The sequence below is a fragment of the Thiobacillus denitrificans DSM 12475 genome (genome assembly GCF_000376425.1).
In the GTDB taxonomy this organism is placed as follows: Bacteria; Pseudomonadota; Gammaproteobacteria; order Burkholderiales; family Thiobacillaceae; genus Thiobacillus; species Thiobacillus denitrificans.
The window spans coordinates 410,233-427,211 of record NZ_AQWL01000002.1; the positions used below are offsets into that span (position 1 = coordinate 410,233).

Annotated in this window: 21 protein-coding genes; 19 read left to right on the forward strand and 2 right to left on the reverse strand. The window is 63.6% G+C overall.

Annotated features, from left to right (window positions below; translation table 11 throughout):
* Nucleotides 1–113: 113 nt before the first annotated feature.
* The 3 genes from aroB (at nucleotide 114) to B059_RS0104310 (ending at nucleotide 3,433) form a co-directional block, all read left to right on the forward strand.
* A complete protein-coding gene (aroB, locus tag B059_RS0104300) occupies nucleotides 114–1,193 on the forward strand; it encodes a 3-dehydroquinate synthase (protein WP_026177304.1) in 1,080 nt (359 codons plus the stop codon).
* Nucleotides 1,194–1,208: 15 nt separating this feature from the next.
* Nucleotides 1,209–2,339, forward strand: coding sequence for a deoxyguanosinetriphosphate triphosphohydrolase (locus B059_RS0104305; protein ID WP_018077016.1), 1,131 nt, complete (start codon nucleotides 1,209–1,211; stop codon nucleotides 2,337–2,339).
* A gap of 242 nt (nucleotides 2,340–2,581) precedes the next feature.
* The gene (locus B059_RS0104310) at nucleotides 2,582–3,433 is read left to right on the forward strand and encodes a sulfurtransferase (RefSeq protein WP_018077017.1); all 852 of its coding nucleotides are present in this window, start codon (nucleotides 2,582–2,584) and stop codon (nucleotides 3,431–3,433) included.
* Between the two features lie 48 nt (nucleotides 3,434–3,481).
* Here B059_RS0104310 and B059_RS0104315 read toward each other — a convergent pair whose 3' ends face one another.
* Nucleotides 3,482–4,168, reverse strand: a complete 687-nt coding sequence (locus tag B059_RS0104315) for a ComF family protein (RefSeq protein ID WP_018077018.1) — start codon at nucleotides 4,166–4,168, stop codon at nucleotides 3,482–3,484.
* 54 nt (nucleotides 4,169–4,222) lie between these two features.
* Between B059_RS0104315 and B059_RS0104320 the strand changes: the two genes are divergently transcribed.
* The 13 genes from B059_RS0104320 (at nucleotide 4,223) to B059_RS0104380 (ending at nucleotide 14,303) form a co-directional block, all read left to right on the forward strand.
* A complete protein-coding gene (locus tag B059_RS0104320; RefSeq protein WP_018077019.1) occupies nucleotides 4,223–4,681 on the forward strand; it encodes a hypothetical protein in 459 nt (152 codons plus the stop codon).
* A complete protein-coding gene (bioB, locus tag B059_RS0104325) occupies nucleotides 4,674–5,627 on the forward strand; it encodes a biotin synthase BioB (RefSeq protein WP_018077020.1) in 954 nt (317 codons plus the stop codon). Before B059_RS0104320 ends, bioB begins: the two co-directional genes overlap by 8 nt.
* On the forward strand, nucleotides 5,624–6,784 hold the full coding sequence (gene bioF / locus B059_RS0104330) for an 8-amino-7-oxononanoate synthase (RefSeq protein WP_018077021.1): 1,161 nt from the start codon (nucleotides 5,624–5,626) through the stop codon (nucleotides 6,782–6,784). Before bioB ends, bioF begins: the two co-directional genes overlap by 4 nt.
* Entirely contained in the window at nucleotides 6,771–7,517 is a 747-nt protein-coding gene (bioH, locus tag B059_RS0104335) for a pimeloyl-ACP methyl ester esterase BioH (RefSeq protein ID WP_026177305.1), read from the forward strand. The genes bioF and bioH overlap by 14 nt, the downstream gene beginning before the upstream one ends.
* A complete protein-coding gene (bioC, locus tag B059_RS0104340) occupies nucleotides 7,510–8,430 on the forward strand; it encodes a malonyl-ACP O-methyltransferase BioC (protein WP_018077023.1) in 921 nt (306 codons plus the stop codon). Before bioH ends, bioC begins: the two co-directional genes overlap by 8 nt.
* A complete protein-coding gene (gene bioD / locus B059_RS0104345) occupies nucleotides 8,427–9,095 on the forward strand; it encodes a dethiobiotin synthase (RefSeq protein ID WP_018077024.1) in 669 nt (222 codons plus the stop codon). The genes bioC and bioD overlap by 4 nt, the downstream gene beginning before the upstream one ends.
* A 141-nt stretch (nucleotides 9,096–9,236) precedes the next feature.
* On the forward strand, nucleotides 9,237–9,722 hold the full coding sequence (locus B059_RS0104350; RefSeq protein WP_018077025.1) for a DUF2244 domain-containing protein: 486 nt from the start codon (nucleotides 9,237–9,239) through the stop codon (nucleotides 9,720–9,722).
* Nucleotides 9,723–9,810: 88 nt separating this feature from the next.
* Complete coding sequence (coxB, locus tag B059_RS0104355) at nucleotides 9,811–10,935, forward strand: cytochrome c oxidase subunit II (RefSeq protein WP_018077026.1); 1,125 nt, start codon at nucleotides 9,811–9,813, stop codon at nucleotides 10,933–10,935.
* A 23-nt stretch (nucleotides 10,936–10,958) separates the two neighbouring features.
* Entirely contained in the window at nucleotides 10,959–12,539 is a 1,581-nt protein-coding gene (gene ctaD / locus B059_RS0104360; RefSeq protein WP_018077027.1) for a cytochrome c oxidase subunit I, read from the forward strand.
* On the forward strand, nucleotides 12,536–12,658 hold the full coding sequence (locus B059_RS21605; protein WP_272867456.1) for a hypothetical protein: 123 nt from the start codon (nucleotides 12,536–12,538) through the stop codon (nucleotides 12,656–12,658). Before ctaD ends, B059_RS21605 begins: the two co-directional genes overlap by 4 nt.
* Nucleotides 12,659–12,661: 3 nt before the next feature.
* Nucleotides 12,662–13,216, forward strand: coding sequence for a cytochrome c oxidase assembly protein (locus B059_RS18615; protein ID WP_018077029.1), 555 nt, complete (start codon nucleotides 12,662–12,664; stop codon nucleotides 13,214–13,216).
* Nucleotides 13,209–13,406, forward strand: a complete 198-nt coding sequence (locus tag B059_RS0104375) for a DUF2970 domain-containing protein (protein ID WP_018077030.1) — start codon at nucleotides 13,209–13,211, stop codon at nucleotides 13,404–13,406. The genes B059_RS18615 and B059_RS0104375 overlap by 8 nt, the downstream gene beginning before the upstream one ends.
* Nucleotides 13,407–13,436: 30 nt before the next feature.
* Complete coding sequence (locus B059_RS0104380) at nucleotides 13,437–14,303, forward strand: cytochrome c oxidase subunit 3 (protein WP_018077031.1); 867 nt, start codon at nucleotides 13,437–13,439, stop codon at nucleotides 14,301–14,303.
* A gap of 92 nt (nucleotides 14,304–14,395) precedes the next feature.
* Here the strand turns inward: B059_RS0104380 and B059_RS0104385 are convergent, their stop codons facing one another.
* On the reverse strand, nucleotides 14,396–14,596 hold the full coding sequence (locus B059_RS0104385) for a twin transmembrane helix small protein (protein WP_018077032.1): 201 nt from the start codon (nucleotides 14,594–14,596) through the stop codon (nucleotides 14,396–14,398).
* A gap of 48 nt (nucleotides 14,597–14,644) precedes the next feature.
* Here B059_RS0104385 and B059_RS0104390 point away from each other — a divergent pair, with 48 nt between their 5' ends.
* The 3 genes from B059_RS0104390 to B059_RS0104400 are packed head-to-tail and all read left to right on the forward strand — an operon-like array spanning nucleotide 14,645 to nucleotide 16,979.
* Nucleotides 14,645–15,409, forward strand: coding sequence for an SURF1 family protein (locus tag B059_RS0104390; RefSeq protein ID WP_018077033.1), 765 nt, complete (start codon nucleotides 14,645–14,647; stop codon nucleotides 15,407–15,409).
* Nucleotides 15,410–15,416: 7 nt separating this feature from the next.
* On the forward strand, nucleotides 15,417–15,980 hold the full coding sequence (locus B059_RS0104395) for an SCO family protein (RefSeq protein ID WP_018077034.1): 564 nt from the start codon (nucleotides 15,417–15,419) through the stop codon (nucleotides 15,978–15,980).
* A 15-nt stretch (nucleotides 15,981–15,995) separates the two neighbouring features.
* The gene (locus tag B059_RS0104400) at nucleotides 15,996–16,979 is read left to right on the forward strand and encodes a COX15/CtaA family protein (RefSeq protein WP_018077035.1); all 984 of its coding nucleotides are present in this window, start codon (nucleotides 15,996–15,998) and stop codon (nucleotides 16,977–16,979) included.

Below are 16,979 nucleotides of genomic sequence, written 5' to 3' on the forward strand. Positions count from 1 at the left end.
TTATTGCAAAACTTACTGGCTCGCGTGCCGGTAAGCAGTGTGCCATACGTGCCGGTTCAGGGAATATGGTGGCATTGGTTACAATCGGACAACTCGTTTCATTTTTTGGCTTCATGCAAACCCTTCATGTCCCTCTAGGCGACCGTTCCTACCCCATCCACATTGGCGGTGGCCTGTTGAGCCGGCCCGAACTGATCCTGCCGCACCTTGCGCAAAAGCGGGTAATGATCGTGACTAACACCACGGTGGCGCCACTGTACCTGGCACCGCTGAAGGCGATGCTGGAAGCCGCAGGCGTGACAGTGGCGCAGGTGATATTGCCGGACGGCGAGGTCCACAAGAACTGGGAGACGCTGAACTTGGTTTTCGATGCGCTGCTGACCCAGCGGGCCGAACGCAAGACCACGCTGATCGCGCTGGGCGGCGGGGTGGTCGGCGACATGACGGGGTTCGCGGCGGCAAGCTACCAGCGCGGCGTGCCTTTCATCCAGATTCCCACCACGCTGCTGTCGCAGGTCGATTCCTCGGTGGGCGGCAAGACCGGGATCAACCATCCGCTCGGCAAGAACATGATCGGCGCGTTCTACCAGCCCAAGGCGGTGCTGGCCGACACCGCCACGCTGAAGACGCTGCCTGCACGAGAACTGTCGGCGGGACTGGCCGAGGTGATCAAGTACGGCCTGATCCGGGATGCCGAATTCCTCGCCTGGCTGGAAGCGAACATGGACAGGCTGCGCGCGCTCGACTCGGCGGCGATCGCCCATGCGATCTACCGTTCGTGCGAAATCAAGGCGCAGGTGGTGGGACAGGACGAGCGCGAAGGCGGCATCCGTGCGATTCTCAATCTGGGCCATACCTTCGGTCATGCGATCGAAACCGGCATGGGTTACGGTAACTGGCTGCACGGCGAGGCGGTGGCGGCGGGCATGGTGATGGCGGTGCAGACCTCACAGCGCATGGGCTGGATTGCGGAGGGTGACGTCGCGCGCACCCGCGCGCTGATCCGCGCCGCCGGGCTGCCCGACGTCGCGCCCGATCTCGGTGTCGATCGTTATCTCGAATACATGGGCCACGACAAGAAGGTCGAGGGCGGCAGGATGCGCTTCGTGCTGCTGAAGCGGCTGGGCGAGGCGGCGATCACCGCCGAGGTGCCGCCCGAGGTATTGAACGCAGTGCTGAGCGCGCCCCGATAACCCCAAGGAGACCTGATGGAACCGTCGTTCGCTTCCTACGCAGCGCATTCCAGTCAGTCCCGCGGGCGCCTGCACGCCGAAGGCCCCGCCGCGCCGCGCTCGGAATTCCAGCGCGACCGCGATCGCATCATCCATTCCACCGCGTTCCGCCGGCTGGAATACAAGACCCAGGTGTTCGTCAACCACGAGGGCGATTTGTTTCGCACCCGTCTCACCCATAGCCTGGAGGTGGCGCAGATCGGCCGCACCATCGCGCGCCTGCTGAACCTCAACGAGGATCTGGTGGAGGCGGTGGCGCTGGCGCACGATCTCGGCCACACGCCGTTCGGCCACGCCGGGCAGGATGCTTTGAATGCCTGCATGCGCGAACACGGCGGCTTCGAGCACAACCTGCAGTCGCTGCGCGTGGTCGATCTGCTGGAAGAACGCTATGCCGGGTTCGATGGACTGAACCTCACCTTCGAGGCACGCGAGGGCATCCTCAAGCATTGCTCGCTGGGCAATGCAGAAAAACTCGGCGATGTCGGGCGCCGCTTTCTCGACAAGCGGCAACCCTCGCTCGAAGCGCAGATTGCCAACCTGGCTGACGAGATCGCCTACAACAATCACGACGTCGACGACGGCCTGCGTTCCGGCCTGATCACCGAGGAGCAATTGGCGGAAGTGCAGTTGTTCGCGCGCCACCAGAGCGAGGTACGCAGCCTGTATCCGGCGCTGGGCGGGCGCCGCGTGGTGACCGAAACCGTGCGCCGCATGATCAATACGCTGATCCTCGACCTGGTCAACACCACCCGCATCAATATCGAAAACAGCGGCGTGCAGACGCTGGACGAGGTGCGCGCGGCGCCGCCGCTGGCGGCATTCAGCCCGGCACTGCTCGACGAGCACCGCGAACTCAAGCGTTTCCTGCTGCGCCATCTGTACCGCCATTACAAGGTGGCGCGGATGAGCGCCAAGGCCAACCGCATCATTACCGACCTCTATACCGCGTTTACCGGCGATGCCCGCCTGCTGCCGCCCGAGCACCAGGCGCGCGAGTCGCTGGAAGGCGCGCGTGCCGTGGCGGATTACATCGCCGGCATGACCGATCGCTATGCCATGCGCGAGCACCGGCGGATTTTTGCGGTGGAAGAAATCTACGGGTGAGGTGCGCGACGCCTAGCTGAAGCGGGCAGGGTGCGGTGCAAGATTCCGTGAGTATTTCGTACTGTTTTCCGCGCATTTTCTTTCCCTGAAACCCCGTAAGTTTTATTTATAAACTCCAGGCCTGTCGATAGGCTGCATGTATGGACGTGGGTGCACTCAACCCGCATCGGCCTGCACGCACCTTGTCGCGATCCAGCTTGCCGCCAGGCAGGCTTCTTTGCACTACAGACCAGGAGAATTGAATGAGTGTACTGATTGAACCCGACGACCTGCAGGCTGCGATGGCGAACGAGCCCACGGTTGTCATCGATACCCGCGATCCCGCCGCCTATGCCAGGGGCCATCTGCCCGGTGCCGTGAATCTGCGCGAGATTTTTACCCATCTGGCGACTTCCGATCCGCAGGGGCTCGAAGTCCTCAAGGGAAAGTTTGCCGAGATGTTCGGCGCGGCGGGGCTGTCGGGCAAGGAAACCGCCGTGCTGTACGAAGACGCCATGGACTCGGGCTTCGGCCAGTCGTGCCGGGGCTATTTCATTCTCAACTATCTTGGTTATCCCAAGATCAAGGTGCTGCATGGCGGTTACCAGGCCTGGCAGGCAGCCGGCCTGCCGACCAGTACCGAAACGGTGGCACCGACGCCGGCAACGTTCCCGCTGGGCGGGCCGGCCGACGTGATGGTTGACGCCGATGAAGTGCTGGCGGCGATGGACGCCGGCGGGGTGACATTGCTCGACGTGCGCGATGTCGACGAATGGATCGGTGCGAGTTCGTCGCCGTATGGCCGCGATTTCAGCCCCAGGAAAGGCCGCATTCCCGGCGCGCGCTGGATCGAGTGGTATCGCATGATGAAGCCCGGCGCCGCCGGCCCGGTATTCAAGGCCAAGGACGAGGTGCTGGCCGAGTGCCTCACCGCCGGCATCACACCGGAAACACCGGTGATCCTGTATTGCTTCAAGGGTGCGCGCGCGTCCAACACCTTCCTCATCTTCAAGGAGGCCGGGGTCAAGAACGTGAAGATCTACTTCGGTTCGTGGAACGAATGGTCGCAGGATCCGGAGCTGCCGATCGAGGAGGGATTTCCCCGGGCTTGTTGAGGCCGCTGCGCCTCAGCGCCTATCCGCGCCCCCGTGCGGGGGCGTTCCTCATGGTGGCGGCAGCGCGCGTGCCGCCACCCAGCAGCTCACCTCGCGCGCACCTGCGCGCTTCAGCGTCGCGGCCAGTTCGTCGAAACTGGTCCCGGTCGTCATCACGTCGTCGATCAATGCGATATGCAGTCCTCGAACGCCCTCCGAACATGCGAATGCGCCGCGCACATTACGCTGCCGCGCTGCGTGCTTCAGCCCCATTTGCGGCGGCGTGTCGCGGATGCGTCGGCAACTGGCGACATCGAGCGGAAGCCGGAGCCGCTTTGCCGTCTCGCGTGCGATTTCGGTGGCGTGGTTGAAACCGCGCTCGCGGATACGCTGCGTGTGCAGCGGCATGGCGATCAGCCGGTCGGGGCGAGGGGCGGATGCCACGGCGCGGGCCAGGCACTCGCCCAGTACGGGCGCAACGGCAAGCCGGCCGTGGTATTTCAGATGCGGGATCAGGCGATCGAGCGGAAAGGCATAAACCAGCGCTGCCAAGGTGCGATCGAATGCGGGGGGGTGTTTGAGGCAGGCGCCGCACAGCTGGCCGTCGGGGGTTGGGGTGGCGCATTGCGGGCAGTGCGGCTGGCGGTGCCAGGGCAGATCGGCGTGGCATTCGGGGCATAGCGCACGCGTTGAGTGGCCGCTGCACAGCAGGCAGGCGGGCGGGAATAATCGATTAAAAAATAATCGAATGTTCAATTCTGCCGTGCTCCGAATTTGACAGTGGGGCCGGCGCCCCCGAAAATCCCCGCCATGAAAGCCAAACGCCTCATTTCTGCCTCGTCTTCCCGCTTTGCCGCCCAGCTTTTCAACATCCTGACCGTGGTGGCGTTGACGTTATCGATCACCGCGCTGCTGCTGGGCCGGTTGCTGGCCAGCCACAAGATCGGCTTCCTGCCTTTCGTGCTGTCGCTGCCGCCGGTGATGATCTGGCTGGGTGCATCGATTTTCGTCTATGCCAGCATCGCCCACCACCCCAATTCGCGCGCCGCGCATTACAACAAGTGGGCAGGCTACCGCTTTTACGGCGTGATGGGCAGCCTGATGGTGATCGGCCCGGCGATCTACGGCCTGCTCGATGGCTGGCGGGGATTGATGCTGGTGCTGGGGCTGGCAGTATTGATCATCGTGCCGTGGGCGCTGTTTGATATTTACAAGGCCGCGCGCGAGCCGTGGCAGGACATGACCATCGAGGTAGCAATTAATGAATGATTTGACCCACCCGCCTGTGCGACGCTCGGTGGCCGAGATCGACGCGCTGTTCGCGTTGCCTTTTGCCGATCTGATGTTCCAGGCGCAGACCACGCATCGTGCGTATTTTGATCCCAACAAGGTCCAGCTTTCGACCCTGCTGTCGATCAAGACCGGCGGCTGTTCCGAGGATTGCGGCTATTGCCCGCAGTCGGTCCATTACGACGCCGGAGTGGAAAAGCAGGGCCTGCTCGACCTGGACGACGTACTCAAGGCCGCGCAGGCCGCCAAGGATGCCGGTGCCTCGCGTTTCTGCATGGGCGCGGCGTGGCGCGGGCCGAAGCAGCGCGATCTCGATCCGGTGCTCGACATGGTGCGCGAGGTGAAAGCGCTGGGCCTGGAGACCTGTGCCACCCTGGGCATGCTGAAGGACGGCCAGGCCGAACAGTTGAAGGAAGCCGGGCTCGACTACTACAACCACAACCTCGACACCGCGCCCGAGTTCTACGGCGAGATCATCACCACCCGCGACTACCAGGACCGCCTCGACACGCTGGAGCGCGTGCGCCAGGCCGACCTTCACGTCTGCTGCGGCGGCATCGTCGGCATGGGCGAATCGCGCACCCAGCGCGCCGGGCTGATCGCGCAGCTGGCGGCGCTCGACCCGCAGCCGGAATCGGTGCCGATCAACCTGCTGGTGCAGGTCGAGGGCACGCCGCTCGCCGGCACCGAGGCACTCGAACCACTGGAATTCGTGCGCACCATCGCGGTCGCACGCATCTGCATGCCGCAGAGCTTCGTGCGCCTGTCGGCTGGCCGCCAGCAGATGAGCGACGCGGTGCAGGCCCTGTGCTTCCTCGCCGGCGCCAACTCGATCTTCTACGGCGAAAAACTGCTCACCACAGGCAATCCGGAGTGGGAGCGCGACCAGCGCCTGTTCGACTCGCTGGGCCTGATGCCATTGTGACGCACGCCGCGCTGACCCGCCTGCAGGGCGGGCTGGCGGCGTTGCAGGCCGATCATCGGGAACGCCGGCGCCGTGTGCTCGACGGCACACAGGGCGCTCACGTCACGATCGACGGCCAGCGCGTCGTCTCGTTCTGCAGCAACGACTATCTCGGCCTCGCCGCCGATCCGGCGCTGGTGCAGGCCGCGCATGCGGCACTGGATGAATGCGGCGTCGGTGCCGGGGCGGCGCATCTCATCACCGGCCATCATCGTTTCCATGAGGACTTCGAAGCCGCCTTCGCGCGCTTCGTCGGCAAGCCGGCAGCGCTGCTGTTTTCCACCGGCTATATGGCAAACCTCGGCGTCGTGACGGCCTTGCTCGGGCGCCATGGCGAAGTGTTCGGCGACAAGCTCAACCATGCCTCGCTGGTCGATGCCGCACAACTGTCCGGAGCGACGTTTACCCGCTATCGCCACAACGACCTGGCCCAGCTCGAAGGGCAGCTGGCGGCAAGCAAGGCGCAGGACAAGCTGATCGTTGCCGATCTGGTGTTCAGCATGGACGGCGACACCGTGCCGGTCGACGCCCTGCTCGACCTTGCCGAACGCTACGATGCCTGGCTCTATCTCGACGACGCGCACGGCTTTGGCGTGCTCAATGACGGCCGTGGCGGGCTGACCGAGCGTGCCCGCGCCAGCGACCGCGTGGTCTATCTCGCCACGCTCGGCAAGGCGGCCGGAGTCGCGGGCGCCGCCGTGGCGGCGCATCAAGATGTGATCGACTGGCTGATCCAGAAAGCGCGCTCCTATATGTACACCACCGCCTCGCCGCCACTGCTGGCGGCAAGCCTGCTCGAAAGCCTGCGCCAGATCGCGGCAGGCGAAGCGCGGCGCGCGCACCTGCGCAGCCTCGTCGTGCAACTGCGCGAAGGCCTGGCGGGCCTGAAATACGGCGCACTGATGTCGTCCGGCACGCCGATCCAGCCGCTGCTGATCGGCAACAATGCCGCTGCGGTGCGGCTGTCGCAAAGCTTGTTGCAGCGTGGCCTGCTGGTGCCTGCCATCCGCACCCCGACGGTGCCGGCGGGCACGGCGCGGCTGCGCATCACCCTGTCGGCCGCACACAGTGCAGACGATGTCGCCCGGCTGGTCACGGCGCTGCATGCAGGCGGCTAAACCTGTCCTCGCTTTGGTGCACGGCTGGGGCATGAATGCCCACGTGTTCGACGCGCTGGGCCGCCTGCTGGAGACCGGTTTTGAGGTGCGCGCGCTCAATCTGCCGGGGCACGGCGGACGTGCTGCTGTGGCCGACAACGCCCTGCAGGGCTGGGCCGACGACCTGGCACAACAGTTGCCGGAAGGCGCGACGCTGCTCGGCTGGTCGCTCGGCGGGCAGGTGGCGATGCGCGCGGCGCTCGATCACCCGCACAAAATCGCACGCCTGATCCTGCTGGCGTCCACGCCCCGCTTCGTTGCGACGGCGGACTGGGAGTGCGGCATGGCGCTGGCCGACCTGCAGGATTTCGGCGCCGCGTTGCTGACTGATCCGCAGGCCACGCTGCTGCGCTTTCTCAGTCTGCAGACGCGTGGCATGCCGGGGCAGAAGACGCTACTGCAGAGGTTGCGGCAGACGCTGCTGGCAGCGCCCGTGGCCAGCAGCGAGGCTCTGGCGAGCGGGCTGGCGATGCTGCGCGACACCGATCTGCGGGCGGAATTGCCGCGGCTGGCGCAGCCGACCCTGGTGCTGCATGGCGCGCTCGACACCCTCACGCCGCCGGCGGCCGGTGCCTGGCTTGCGGAGGCCCTGCCGTGCGTACGGCATGTCGAGTTTTCCGGTGCCGCGCACGCGCCGCACCTGTCTCACGCGGAAGAGGTGGCCGCTGCAATCGGACGGTTTGCGCATGACTGAACCCGAACTCGATTTTGCCGAAGTGCGGCGGGCGTTCGACCATGCAGCCGCCAGCTACGACGCGCATGCAGTACTGCAACGCGAAGTGTGCGACCGCCTGCTGGAACGCCTCGACTTCATGAAGCTGCAGCCGGGCCGGGTACTCGATGTCGGCAGCGGCACCGGCTACGGCCTGGCGCATCTGCATGCGCGCTACCCGGCGGCCGGACTTTGCGCGCTCGACATTGCCCCGGCCATGCTGTCGGCCGCGCGCGCGCGGCTGCCGCAGCCGACGCGGGCGCAACGCGCGCTGTCGCATCTGCTTACGCGCAACGCGCCGCAGCACTACGCGGTGTGTGCGGACATGGGCCGTCTGCCGCTGGCGGCCAACAGCATGAATCTGGTCTGGTCGAGCCTGGCGCTGCAGTGGGCGCATGATCTTGAAGCCACGTTGAAGGATTTGCATCGGGTGTTGGCGCCCGGAGGCCTGCTCATGTTCGCCACCTTCGGTCCCGATACGCTGAAGGAATTGCGCGCGACGTTCGCCGCCATCGACGACGCACCGCACGTCAATCGCTTCATCGACCTGCACGACATCGGCGACATGCTGATGCATGCCGGTTTCGTCAATCCGGTGATGGAGATGGAAATGCTGACGCTGACTTACGCCGATCTCAAAACCCTGATGCGCGATCTCAAGGGCATCGGTGCGCACAACGCGGCAACGGCGCGGCGACGCGGGCTGCTCGGCAAGTCGGCCTGGATGCGGCTGGAACAGGCGTATGAATTGCACCGGCGCGAAGGCCGCCTGCCGGCTACCTTCGAGGTGATTTACGGCCATGCGTGGGCAGGCGACAAGACGCAGCGCGAGGACGGCCGCCAGGTGATCCAGTTCAAGATCGGCGAGCGCCGCCGCACGCTGGGACTGCCATGACGGCCCGCGGGCTGTTCGTCACCGGCACCGACACCGGCGTCGGCAAGACGCGGGTGGCGGTAGCGCTGATCCACGCCCTGCGCGCGGAGGGACTGCGGGTGGCGGCGATGAAGCCGGTATCGGCAGGCAGCCCGCCAGGCGGGCTGAATGAGGATGTGGCGGCACTGCTGAAGGCGGCCAACGTGGCGGCCGACGTGCGCGATGTGAACCCCTATGCCTTCGAGTCGGCCATCGCACCGCATCTCGCCGCGGCACAGGCCGGTGTGCGGATCGAGCTGGCCGTCATCGCTGCGGCATACGCCCGGCTGGCCGCCAGGGCCGATGCGGTGGTGGTCGAAGGGGCGGGCGGCTGGCGGGTGCCCTTGAACGAGCGCGAGGACATGGCCGACCTGGCGCAGCAGCTGGCGCTGCCCGTTGTGCTGGTGGTGGGCCTGCGCCTGGGATGCCTCAATCATGCAGTGCTGACAGTCGAATCGATAGCCCGCCGGCAGGTGCCGTGGGCAGGCTGGGTGGGCAACCACATCGACCCGGCGATGGCGCAACCGGCGACCAACCTGGAGGCCCTGCGTGCCCGCCTGCCGGGACCCTGCCTGGGCGTGCAGGCGTTTAGTAGCGATCCGGCTTTTTCAGCCGACGCGTCATCCTGGCTGACGCTGCCGCGATAATTAGCATCTTAGAATAGTCGTTAATAATAATATTCTTTATGTAAATCAAGGCTTTAACCTTGTCGCCCGGCTTGTTCGGGCGGCGGACGCCGTGTTACTGTCTGCGACATATTGCCGCATACGGTTTCCCGGGTTTCCGACATGGAACAGGTGGGTACGGAAGACGGCGCAGGCGGCTCGGCCGAGGCGTTTGTATTCCGCTCCGGCCCCCGCTGTTCGCTGACGCGCACTCAGGAACGGCTCGCCTTCTGGAGCCTGGCGGTGTCGTGTTTTGCAACGGCAACCGGTTTTGCGCTTCTGGGTTACTGGCTGATCCTGCCGTTTGCCGGGCTGGGAATCGGTTTGCTGGCATGGGCATTCCAGGCCTTGCGCCGCCGCGAAGGCGACTACGAAACCCTTCTGATCGAAGGTGAGTTGATCGTGCTGGAGTGGCATGCCGGCACCCGTGGCGAGCGCCGTGAAATGAATCGCCCGTGGGTGCGCGTGCTATGCGATTGCAGTGCGCCCGGCCGAAATTGCCGCCTCCGCCTGAGTTCGCATGGCCGCGAAACGGAGGTCGGACAGTACCTGAGTGACGAGGCGCGGCTGCAACTGGCTGCCACGCTGCGCAACAAGTTGCAGGCATGAATGTGCAAAAACGCGCCGCAGCGACTATCAATAACTAGAGTCGACAGGATAGGGGAAGGCGATGAACAGCAAGTGGCAACGATCGGGAATGAGGTGGGCGGCGCTGGCGGTGAGCCCGCCGGTGCTGGCCGATTACGGATACAACCTGCAAGTGCCGGCGAGCTCGGTGGCACACGACGTATTCCAGCTGCACAACCTCATCATGCTGGTGTGCCTGGTCATTTTCATCGCGGTGTTCAGCGTCATGTTCTATTCGCTGCTGAAACACCGCAAATCGCTCGGCCACCAGGCAGCCCACTTCCATGAAAACACCACGGTCGAGGTCATCTGGACGGTAATTCCGTTCATCATTCTGATGGGGATGGCCTATCCTGCCGCCAAGGTGGTGATCGACATGAAGGACACCTCCAATCCGGACATGACCATCAAGATCACCGGCTACCAGTGGAAATGGAGCTACGACTACCTCAACGACGGGATCCGCTACTACAGCAACCTCGCCACTCCGCACGAGCAGATCGACGGCACCGTCGCCAAGGGGGAACACTATCTGCTGGAAGTCGACGAACCGATGGTGGTGCCGGTCGGCAAACGCGTGCGCGTGCTGATCACCGCCAATGACGTGATCCATTCCTGGTGGGTGCCTGCGCTTGGCGTCAAGCAGGACGGGATCCCCGGCTTCATCCGCGACAGCTGGTTCAAGGCCGACACGATCGGCACCTACCGCGGCCAGTGCGCCGAACTGTGCGGCAAGGAGCATGGTTTCATGCCCATCGTCGTTGAAGTGGTGTCGGAGGACGACTACAAGTCATGGGTGGCGAAGAAACAAGGTACCGCACATGCTGCCGCGGCCGACAATGACAAAACCTTTGCCGTCGCCGAACTGGTGGCGCGCGGCGAGAAGGTCTATCAGGCCAACTGCGCAGTCTGTCACCAGGCCAACGGGATGGGGATTCCGGGTGCATTCCTGCCGATCAACGGTTCCAAAGTCGCCACCGGGCCGATTGCGGATCATATCCGGGTGGTGTTGAACGGCCGGCCGGGCACTGCGATGGCGGCATTCGCCAGCCAGTTGTCGGATGCGGACATTGCCGCTGTCGTGACCTACCAGCGCAATGCGTGGGACAACAAGATGGGCGACGCGGCGCAACCTGCCGCCATCGCCGCCGCCCGCGGCGGGGCCGCCGAAGCCGCCGCCCCTGCCGCGCAGTGAACAATCGAGAGGAGAGCCCAGCCATGTCTGACGCAGCACACGCCCACGATGACCACGGACACCACGCGCGCCCCAGCGGCGTCATGCGCTGGCTGACCACCACCAACCACAAGGACATCGGTTCTCTCTACCTGTGGTTTTCGTTCATCATGCTGTTTGCCGCCGGGTCGATGGCATTGCTGATCCGCGCCGAACTCTTCCAGCCCGGCATGCAGCTCGTGCAGCCGGACTTTTTCAATCAGCTCACCACGATGCACGGCCTGATCATGATTTTCGGCGTCATCATGCCGGCCTTTACCGGGTTTGCGAACTGGCAGGTACCGCTGATGCTGGGTGCGCCGGACATGGCATTCCCGCGCATGAACAACTGGAGTTTCTGGCTGCTGCCAGTAGCAGGCATCCTGCTGATGTCCTCGTTCCTGCTGCCGGGCGGTGCATCCGCGGGGGGCTGGACGATGTACCCGCCGCTGTTCATCCAGGGCGGAATTTCGTATGACCTCACGATCCTCGCGGTGCACATCATGGGCCTGTCGTCGATCATGGGTTCGATCAACATCATCACCACCATCCTCAACATGCGCGCGCCCGGGATCACGCTGATGAAGATGCCGATGTTCGTGTGGACCTGGCTAATCACCGCCTATCTGCTGATCGCCACCATGCCGGTGCTGGCGGGCGCGGTGACCATGCTGCTCACCGACCGTAACTTCGGCACCCACTTTTTCAACGCGGCGGGCGGTGGCGATCCGGTGATGTTCCAGCATATTTTCTGGTTCTTCGGGCACCCCGAGGTGTACATCCTGATCCTGCCGGCTTTCGGCATCGTTTCGCAGATCATCCCCACCTTCTCCCGCAAGCCATTGTTCGGCTATGCCTCGATGGTCTACGCCACCGCGTCGATCGCGATCCTGTCGTTCACCGTCTGGGCGCACCACATGTTCGCCGTCGGCATGCCGGTAGCGGCGCAGCTGTTCTTCATGCTGACGACCATGCTGATCGCGGTTCCCACCGGGGTGAAAGTGTTCAACTGGGTGGCCACGATGTGGAAGGGCTCGCTGACCTTCGAAACACCGATGCTGTTCTCCATCGCCTTCGTCTGTCTGTTCACCATCGGCGGGTTCTCCGGACTGGTGCTGGCGATTGCCCCGGTCGACATCCAGCTGCAGGACACCTATTACGTCGTCGCGCACTTCCACTACGTGCTGGTGTCGGGGGCGCTGTTCTCGATTTTTGCCGGAATCTATTTCTGGCTGCCGAAGTGGACCGGCCACATGTACGACGAAACCCTGGGCAAATGGCACTTCTGGCTGTCGGTCATCGGCATGAACACCGTGTTCTTTCCGATGCACTTTCTAGGGCTGGCCGGAATGCCGCGCCGGATTCCGGACTACGCACTGCAGTTCACCGATTTCAACCAGATCGCAACGCTGGGCGCCTTCATTTTCGGGTTCAGCCAACTGATTTTTCTGGCGGTGATCCTGAAGTCGATCAAGGGTGGGGCCAGGGCGCCTGACCGGGTGTGGGAGGGCGCCGAAGGCCTGGAGTGGACGGTGCCGTCACCCGCCCCCTATCACACCTTTGAAACCGCGCCGGTGGTGAAGTGAGCGGGGGCACGGCAGGCATGACGATGGACAAGCGCAACGGCAAATACCGTACGGCCGCCATTCTGGCGGCGTTTGCCCTCGGTCTGTTTTTGTTCACCTTGTACAGTGGTCTGAAATAGGTCATGGCCATGGGCAATGCCAGAACCCTGACCAAGCTCGTGGTGGCGACGCTGGGCATGTTCGGGTTCGGCTTTGCCCTGGTGCCGTTCTATTACAAGATTTGCGAGGTTACCGGCATCAATTCGGGGGACGAGCAGAGCCTGGTGAGGAATACTCAGGTCGATACCAGCCGTTGGGTGACGCTGGAATTCGACGCCAATACCAATACCGCTTTGCCGTGGCAGTTCAAACCCATGCAGCGTAGCCTCAGAGTGCACCCGGGCCAGCTGGTGCAGGTGGAATACGAAGTGACCAACAGCAGCAATCAGGCGATCGTGGGGCAGGCCGTTCCAAGCTACGGCCCGGCGCGGGCGGCCGCATTCTTCAAGAAAATCGAGTGCTTCTGTTTCACTCCGCAAACCCTGGCGGCAGGCGAGCGCCGCAGGATGCCGGTGCTGTTCGTGCTGGACCCGGCGATGGACAGGGAAGTGCATACCGTGACGCTGTCGTATACCTTCTTCGACACCGGAGCAAAGGCGCAGGCGGCGGATCGGCGGGAAGCGGCAGCGCGTGGCTGACAGGGGACATCTCAAGGCCGCGCTCGCCGTGTTCTGGAGTTTCTTCGGCGTACGCAAGCGGCGCGATTACGATGCCGATGCGCAAAGCCTGAGCCCGGCGCAGATCATCGTCGCAGGACTGGCCGGCGGTATCGTGTTCGTGTTGATGGTGTTGCTGGTAGTTTATCTGATAGTGCAGTTCGTGAAATGAACGATCAACAGACAAGGAAGAGGGGACGACATGGGCCTGGCACAAACCGATAAATATTATCTGCCGCAACCTTCGCTGTGGCCGATCATCGGCTCGGTCGCGCTACTGTTGATGGCCGTAGGCGGCGTCATGACCATGCGCGAGATCGACCATGGCGGCTGGGTGCTGCTGGCCGGTACGGCGATCCTGCTGTTCATGATGTTCGGCTGGTTCGGCGAAGTCATACGCGACAGCGAGGCGGGCCGCTACAACAAGCAGGTCGACTCCTCGTACCGCTGGTCGATGAGCTGGTTCATCTTTTCCGAGGTGATGTTCTTCGCTGCTTTTTTTGGCGCCTTGTTCTACACCCGCGTACTGTCGGTGCCCTGGCTCGGCGAGGGCGACACCATGCAGCAATTGTGGCCGGCATTCCAGTCCACGTGGCCTACCGCAGGGCCGGGGCTGACGGCGGACGGGTTCAGGTTCACCCCGATGGGTGCCTGGGGTATTCCGGCCATCAATACCCTGTTGCTGCTGAGTTCCGGCGTGACCGTGACCTGGGCTCACTGGGGACTTAAAAAAAACAATCGCATGCAGCTGATTTCAGGCCTGGCGATGACGGTGGCTCTGGGGGCAACCTTCCTGGGCTTGCAGGTCTACGAATATCACCATGCCTATACCGAATTGGGCTTGACCCTCGGCGCCGGCGTATACGGCGCCACCTTCTTCATGCTGACCGGCTTCCATGGCTTTCACGTTCTGGTGGGAACGACAATGCTGCTTGTCATGCTGCTGCGTTCGATCGCCGGCCATTTCACGCCGGGCCACCACTTCGCGTTCGAGGCGGTATCGTGGTACTGGCACTTTGTCGATGTGGTGTGGGTGCTGCTGTTCATCCTGGTTTACTGGATGATCTGAATCGTCCGGCAAGCAAACCAGCAAGCCGTCCTGGTCGCGGCGCTCGAATCGAATAAAAAGCCGCCTGACATGCGGCTTTTTATTGCATCGAATCAGCGCAGCCCGCTTTGCGGGATGACGCCGAAGTAATATCCGCCCATCAGCAAGAGGAACAGGATGAGCGAGAGTGCAACGCGTACAGTGAGCATTTTGACGGTGCGATCGGTCTGCCCTTTGTCCTTGATGAGATAGTAGAGCGCGCTGGCAAGACTGGCCAGGATGAAGACAATGAAAAGCAGGGCAATGATGCGCATGGAAAAGGCGGCTCGGCAAAATCCCAGTCTAACTGCATTGCTCCGCCCATGCACTTGCTGAAACTGCGTGTCGGATCGTGGCGGTTTGCCCCGACCTTGTGGCCCACGCTGGCCGCGCTGTTTTTCTTTGCATTGACGCTGGCGCTCGGCAACTGGCAAAGCGGGCGCGCCGAAACCAAACGCGCTCTGCAGGCGCGTTACGATGCGGCGCTGCGCGATCCCCCCATCCACGTCGGCGCCGCGCTGCTCGACCGCGACAGCGTGTTGTACCGCAAGCTGGAAGTACAGGGCATATTCGACGATGCGCACACTATCTTGCTCGACAACCGGGTGAAGAACGGCATCGCGGGTTACCACGTGCTGACGCCGCTCAGAATAGACGGCAGCGCAACCGCCATTCTGGTCAATCGCGGCTGGGTGGCGGCGGGACGCGCCCGGGAGCAGATTCCGGCGCCGCCGGTGCCCGCGGGCCAGGTGAAGCTGGAAGGCATGGCGGTCGACCCGCATACTCGCTATGTCGAACTGGCGCATACCATGCCACAAGGGCGGGTCTGGCAGAACCTCGACTTTGCACGCTATGCGATGAGCGCCACCGGACTGACACTGCAACCAGTCCTGCTGTTGCAGACTAGTGCGCAGCATGACGGCTTGCAGCGTAGCTGGCCACGCCCCGATACCGGGGTCGCCATGCATGTTGGCTATGCCTTCCAGTGGTACAGTCTGGCAACGACACTGGCGGTATTGTGGCTGGTGATGAATGTGAAACGTCAGCATGACGGCGACGTGGATTCCATGTCCCGAAAGACAAGTTAGCCAGCCCATGCAATTGACCCAGCGCAGTAAACTCCTGTTGTTGATCGGTGTATTCGTGATACCGGTGGCCGTCGCCTATCTGGCCTACTTCGGCTGGCGCCCGGCGGGCCACACCAATTACGGGGACCTGCTTGAGGTCACGCCCCTGCAGCAGACGGCGGGGACGGCACTCGATGGCAGGTCCTTCGACCTGGATACGCTGCGCGGCAAATGGGTGATGGTGCATGTGGGCGTGTCGGACTGCGACGCAGCGTGTGCAGCGCAGTTGTATCTCATGCGGCAGACGCGGATCGCGCAGGGCAAGGAGCAGACCCGGCTGGAGCGGCTGTGGGTGCTGACCGGAACCGGGGTGCCCGAAGCGACGCTGTTGCAGGAGCACCCCGGTCTGCATGTGTGGCGGCCGGAAAACGTGGCCTTTGTTGCCCAGTTTCCTGCCGTGCGGGATCGGACTGAGCATATCTATCTGGTCGATCCGCTGGGCAATCTGATGTTGCGCTTCCCTGCCCGGGTCGATGCCAAACGCATGATGAAGGATCTCAAGCTCCTGCTCAAGGCTTCCCAGATAGGTTGATTCAGGCAACTGACCATGGCGATATACCGCAATTTCATTCTGGCCGCGTTGATCCTCGCGTTCGGGGTCGTGAGCCTGGGGGCCTACGTGCGCCTTTCCGATGCCGGCCTGGGCTGCCCCGACTGGCCCGGCTGCTATGGCAAGCTGACGCCGCATCATGCGGTTGATGCGATCAACGCCGAACTCGCCGTGCGCCCCGATGGCCCGGTCTCGCACACCAAGGCGTGGAAGGAAATGGCGCATCGCTACCTTGCCGGCACGCTGGGGCTGCTGGTGCTGGCCATTGCGGTGCTGGCCTGGCGCGGGCGGCGCGATACGAACGGCAGCCCTGCCCTGCCTGCGGCACTGCTGGGGCTGATCGTGTTTCAGGCGTTGCTGGGGATGTGGACGGTCACCCTGTTGCTCAAGCCCTTGATCGTCAGCGCGCACCTGCTGGGGGGCATGGCCACGCTGTCGCTGCTGGTATGGTTGTGGCTGCGCGAGCGCGGCCGCTTCAGCCATGCCTATTTTGCACGGGTCGACCATTTGCGTGGCAGCGCAGCGTTCGGGCTGGCCCTGGTGGTGATGCAGATAGCGCTGGGCGGCTGGGTGAGCACCAACTATGCAGCGCTGGCGTGTACCGATTATCCGCTGTGCCAGGGAGTGTGGATGCCGCCGATGGACTTCGAGCATGCGTTCACGCTGCACCGCGAACTGGGCGAAACCGCTTCCGGTGAACTGCTGCCGCTGACGGCGCTGACGGCCATCCACTGGACGCACCGGACCATGGCCTTGATCGTGGTACTGTATCTGGGCTGGCTGGTGCTGCGCCTGCTGCGCACCCCGGGTTACGCCGGCATGGGGGTGGCCGTGGGGGGGGTGCTGGCGCTGCAGGTTGCGCTGGGCATCGCCAATGTCCTGCTCGGTCTGCCGCTGGCGGTAGCGGTTTCCCATAATGCCGGTGCAGCGTTGTTGCTTGTCAGCCTGGTGGCACTGAACTATCGGGTGCGCAGGAGATGA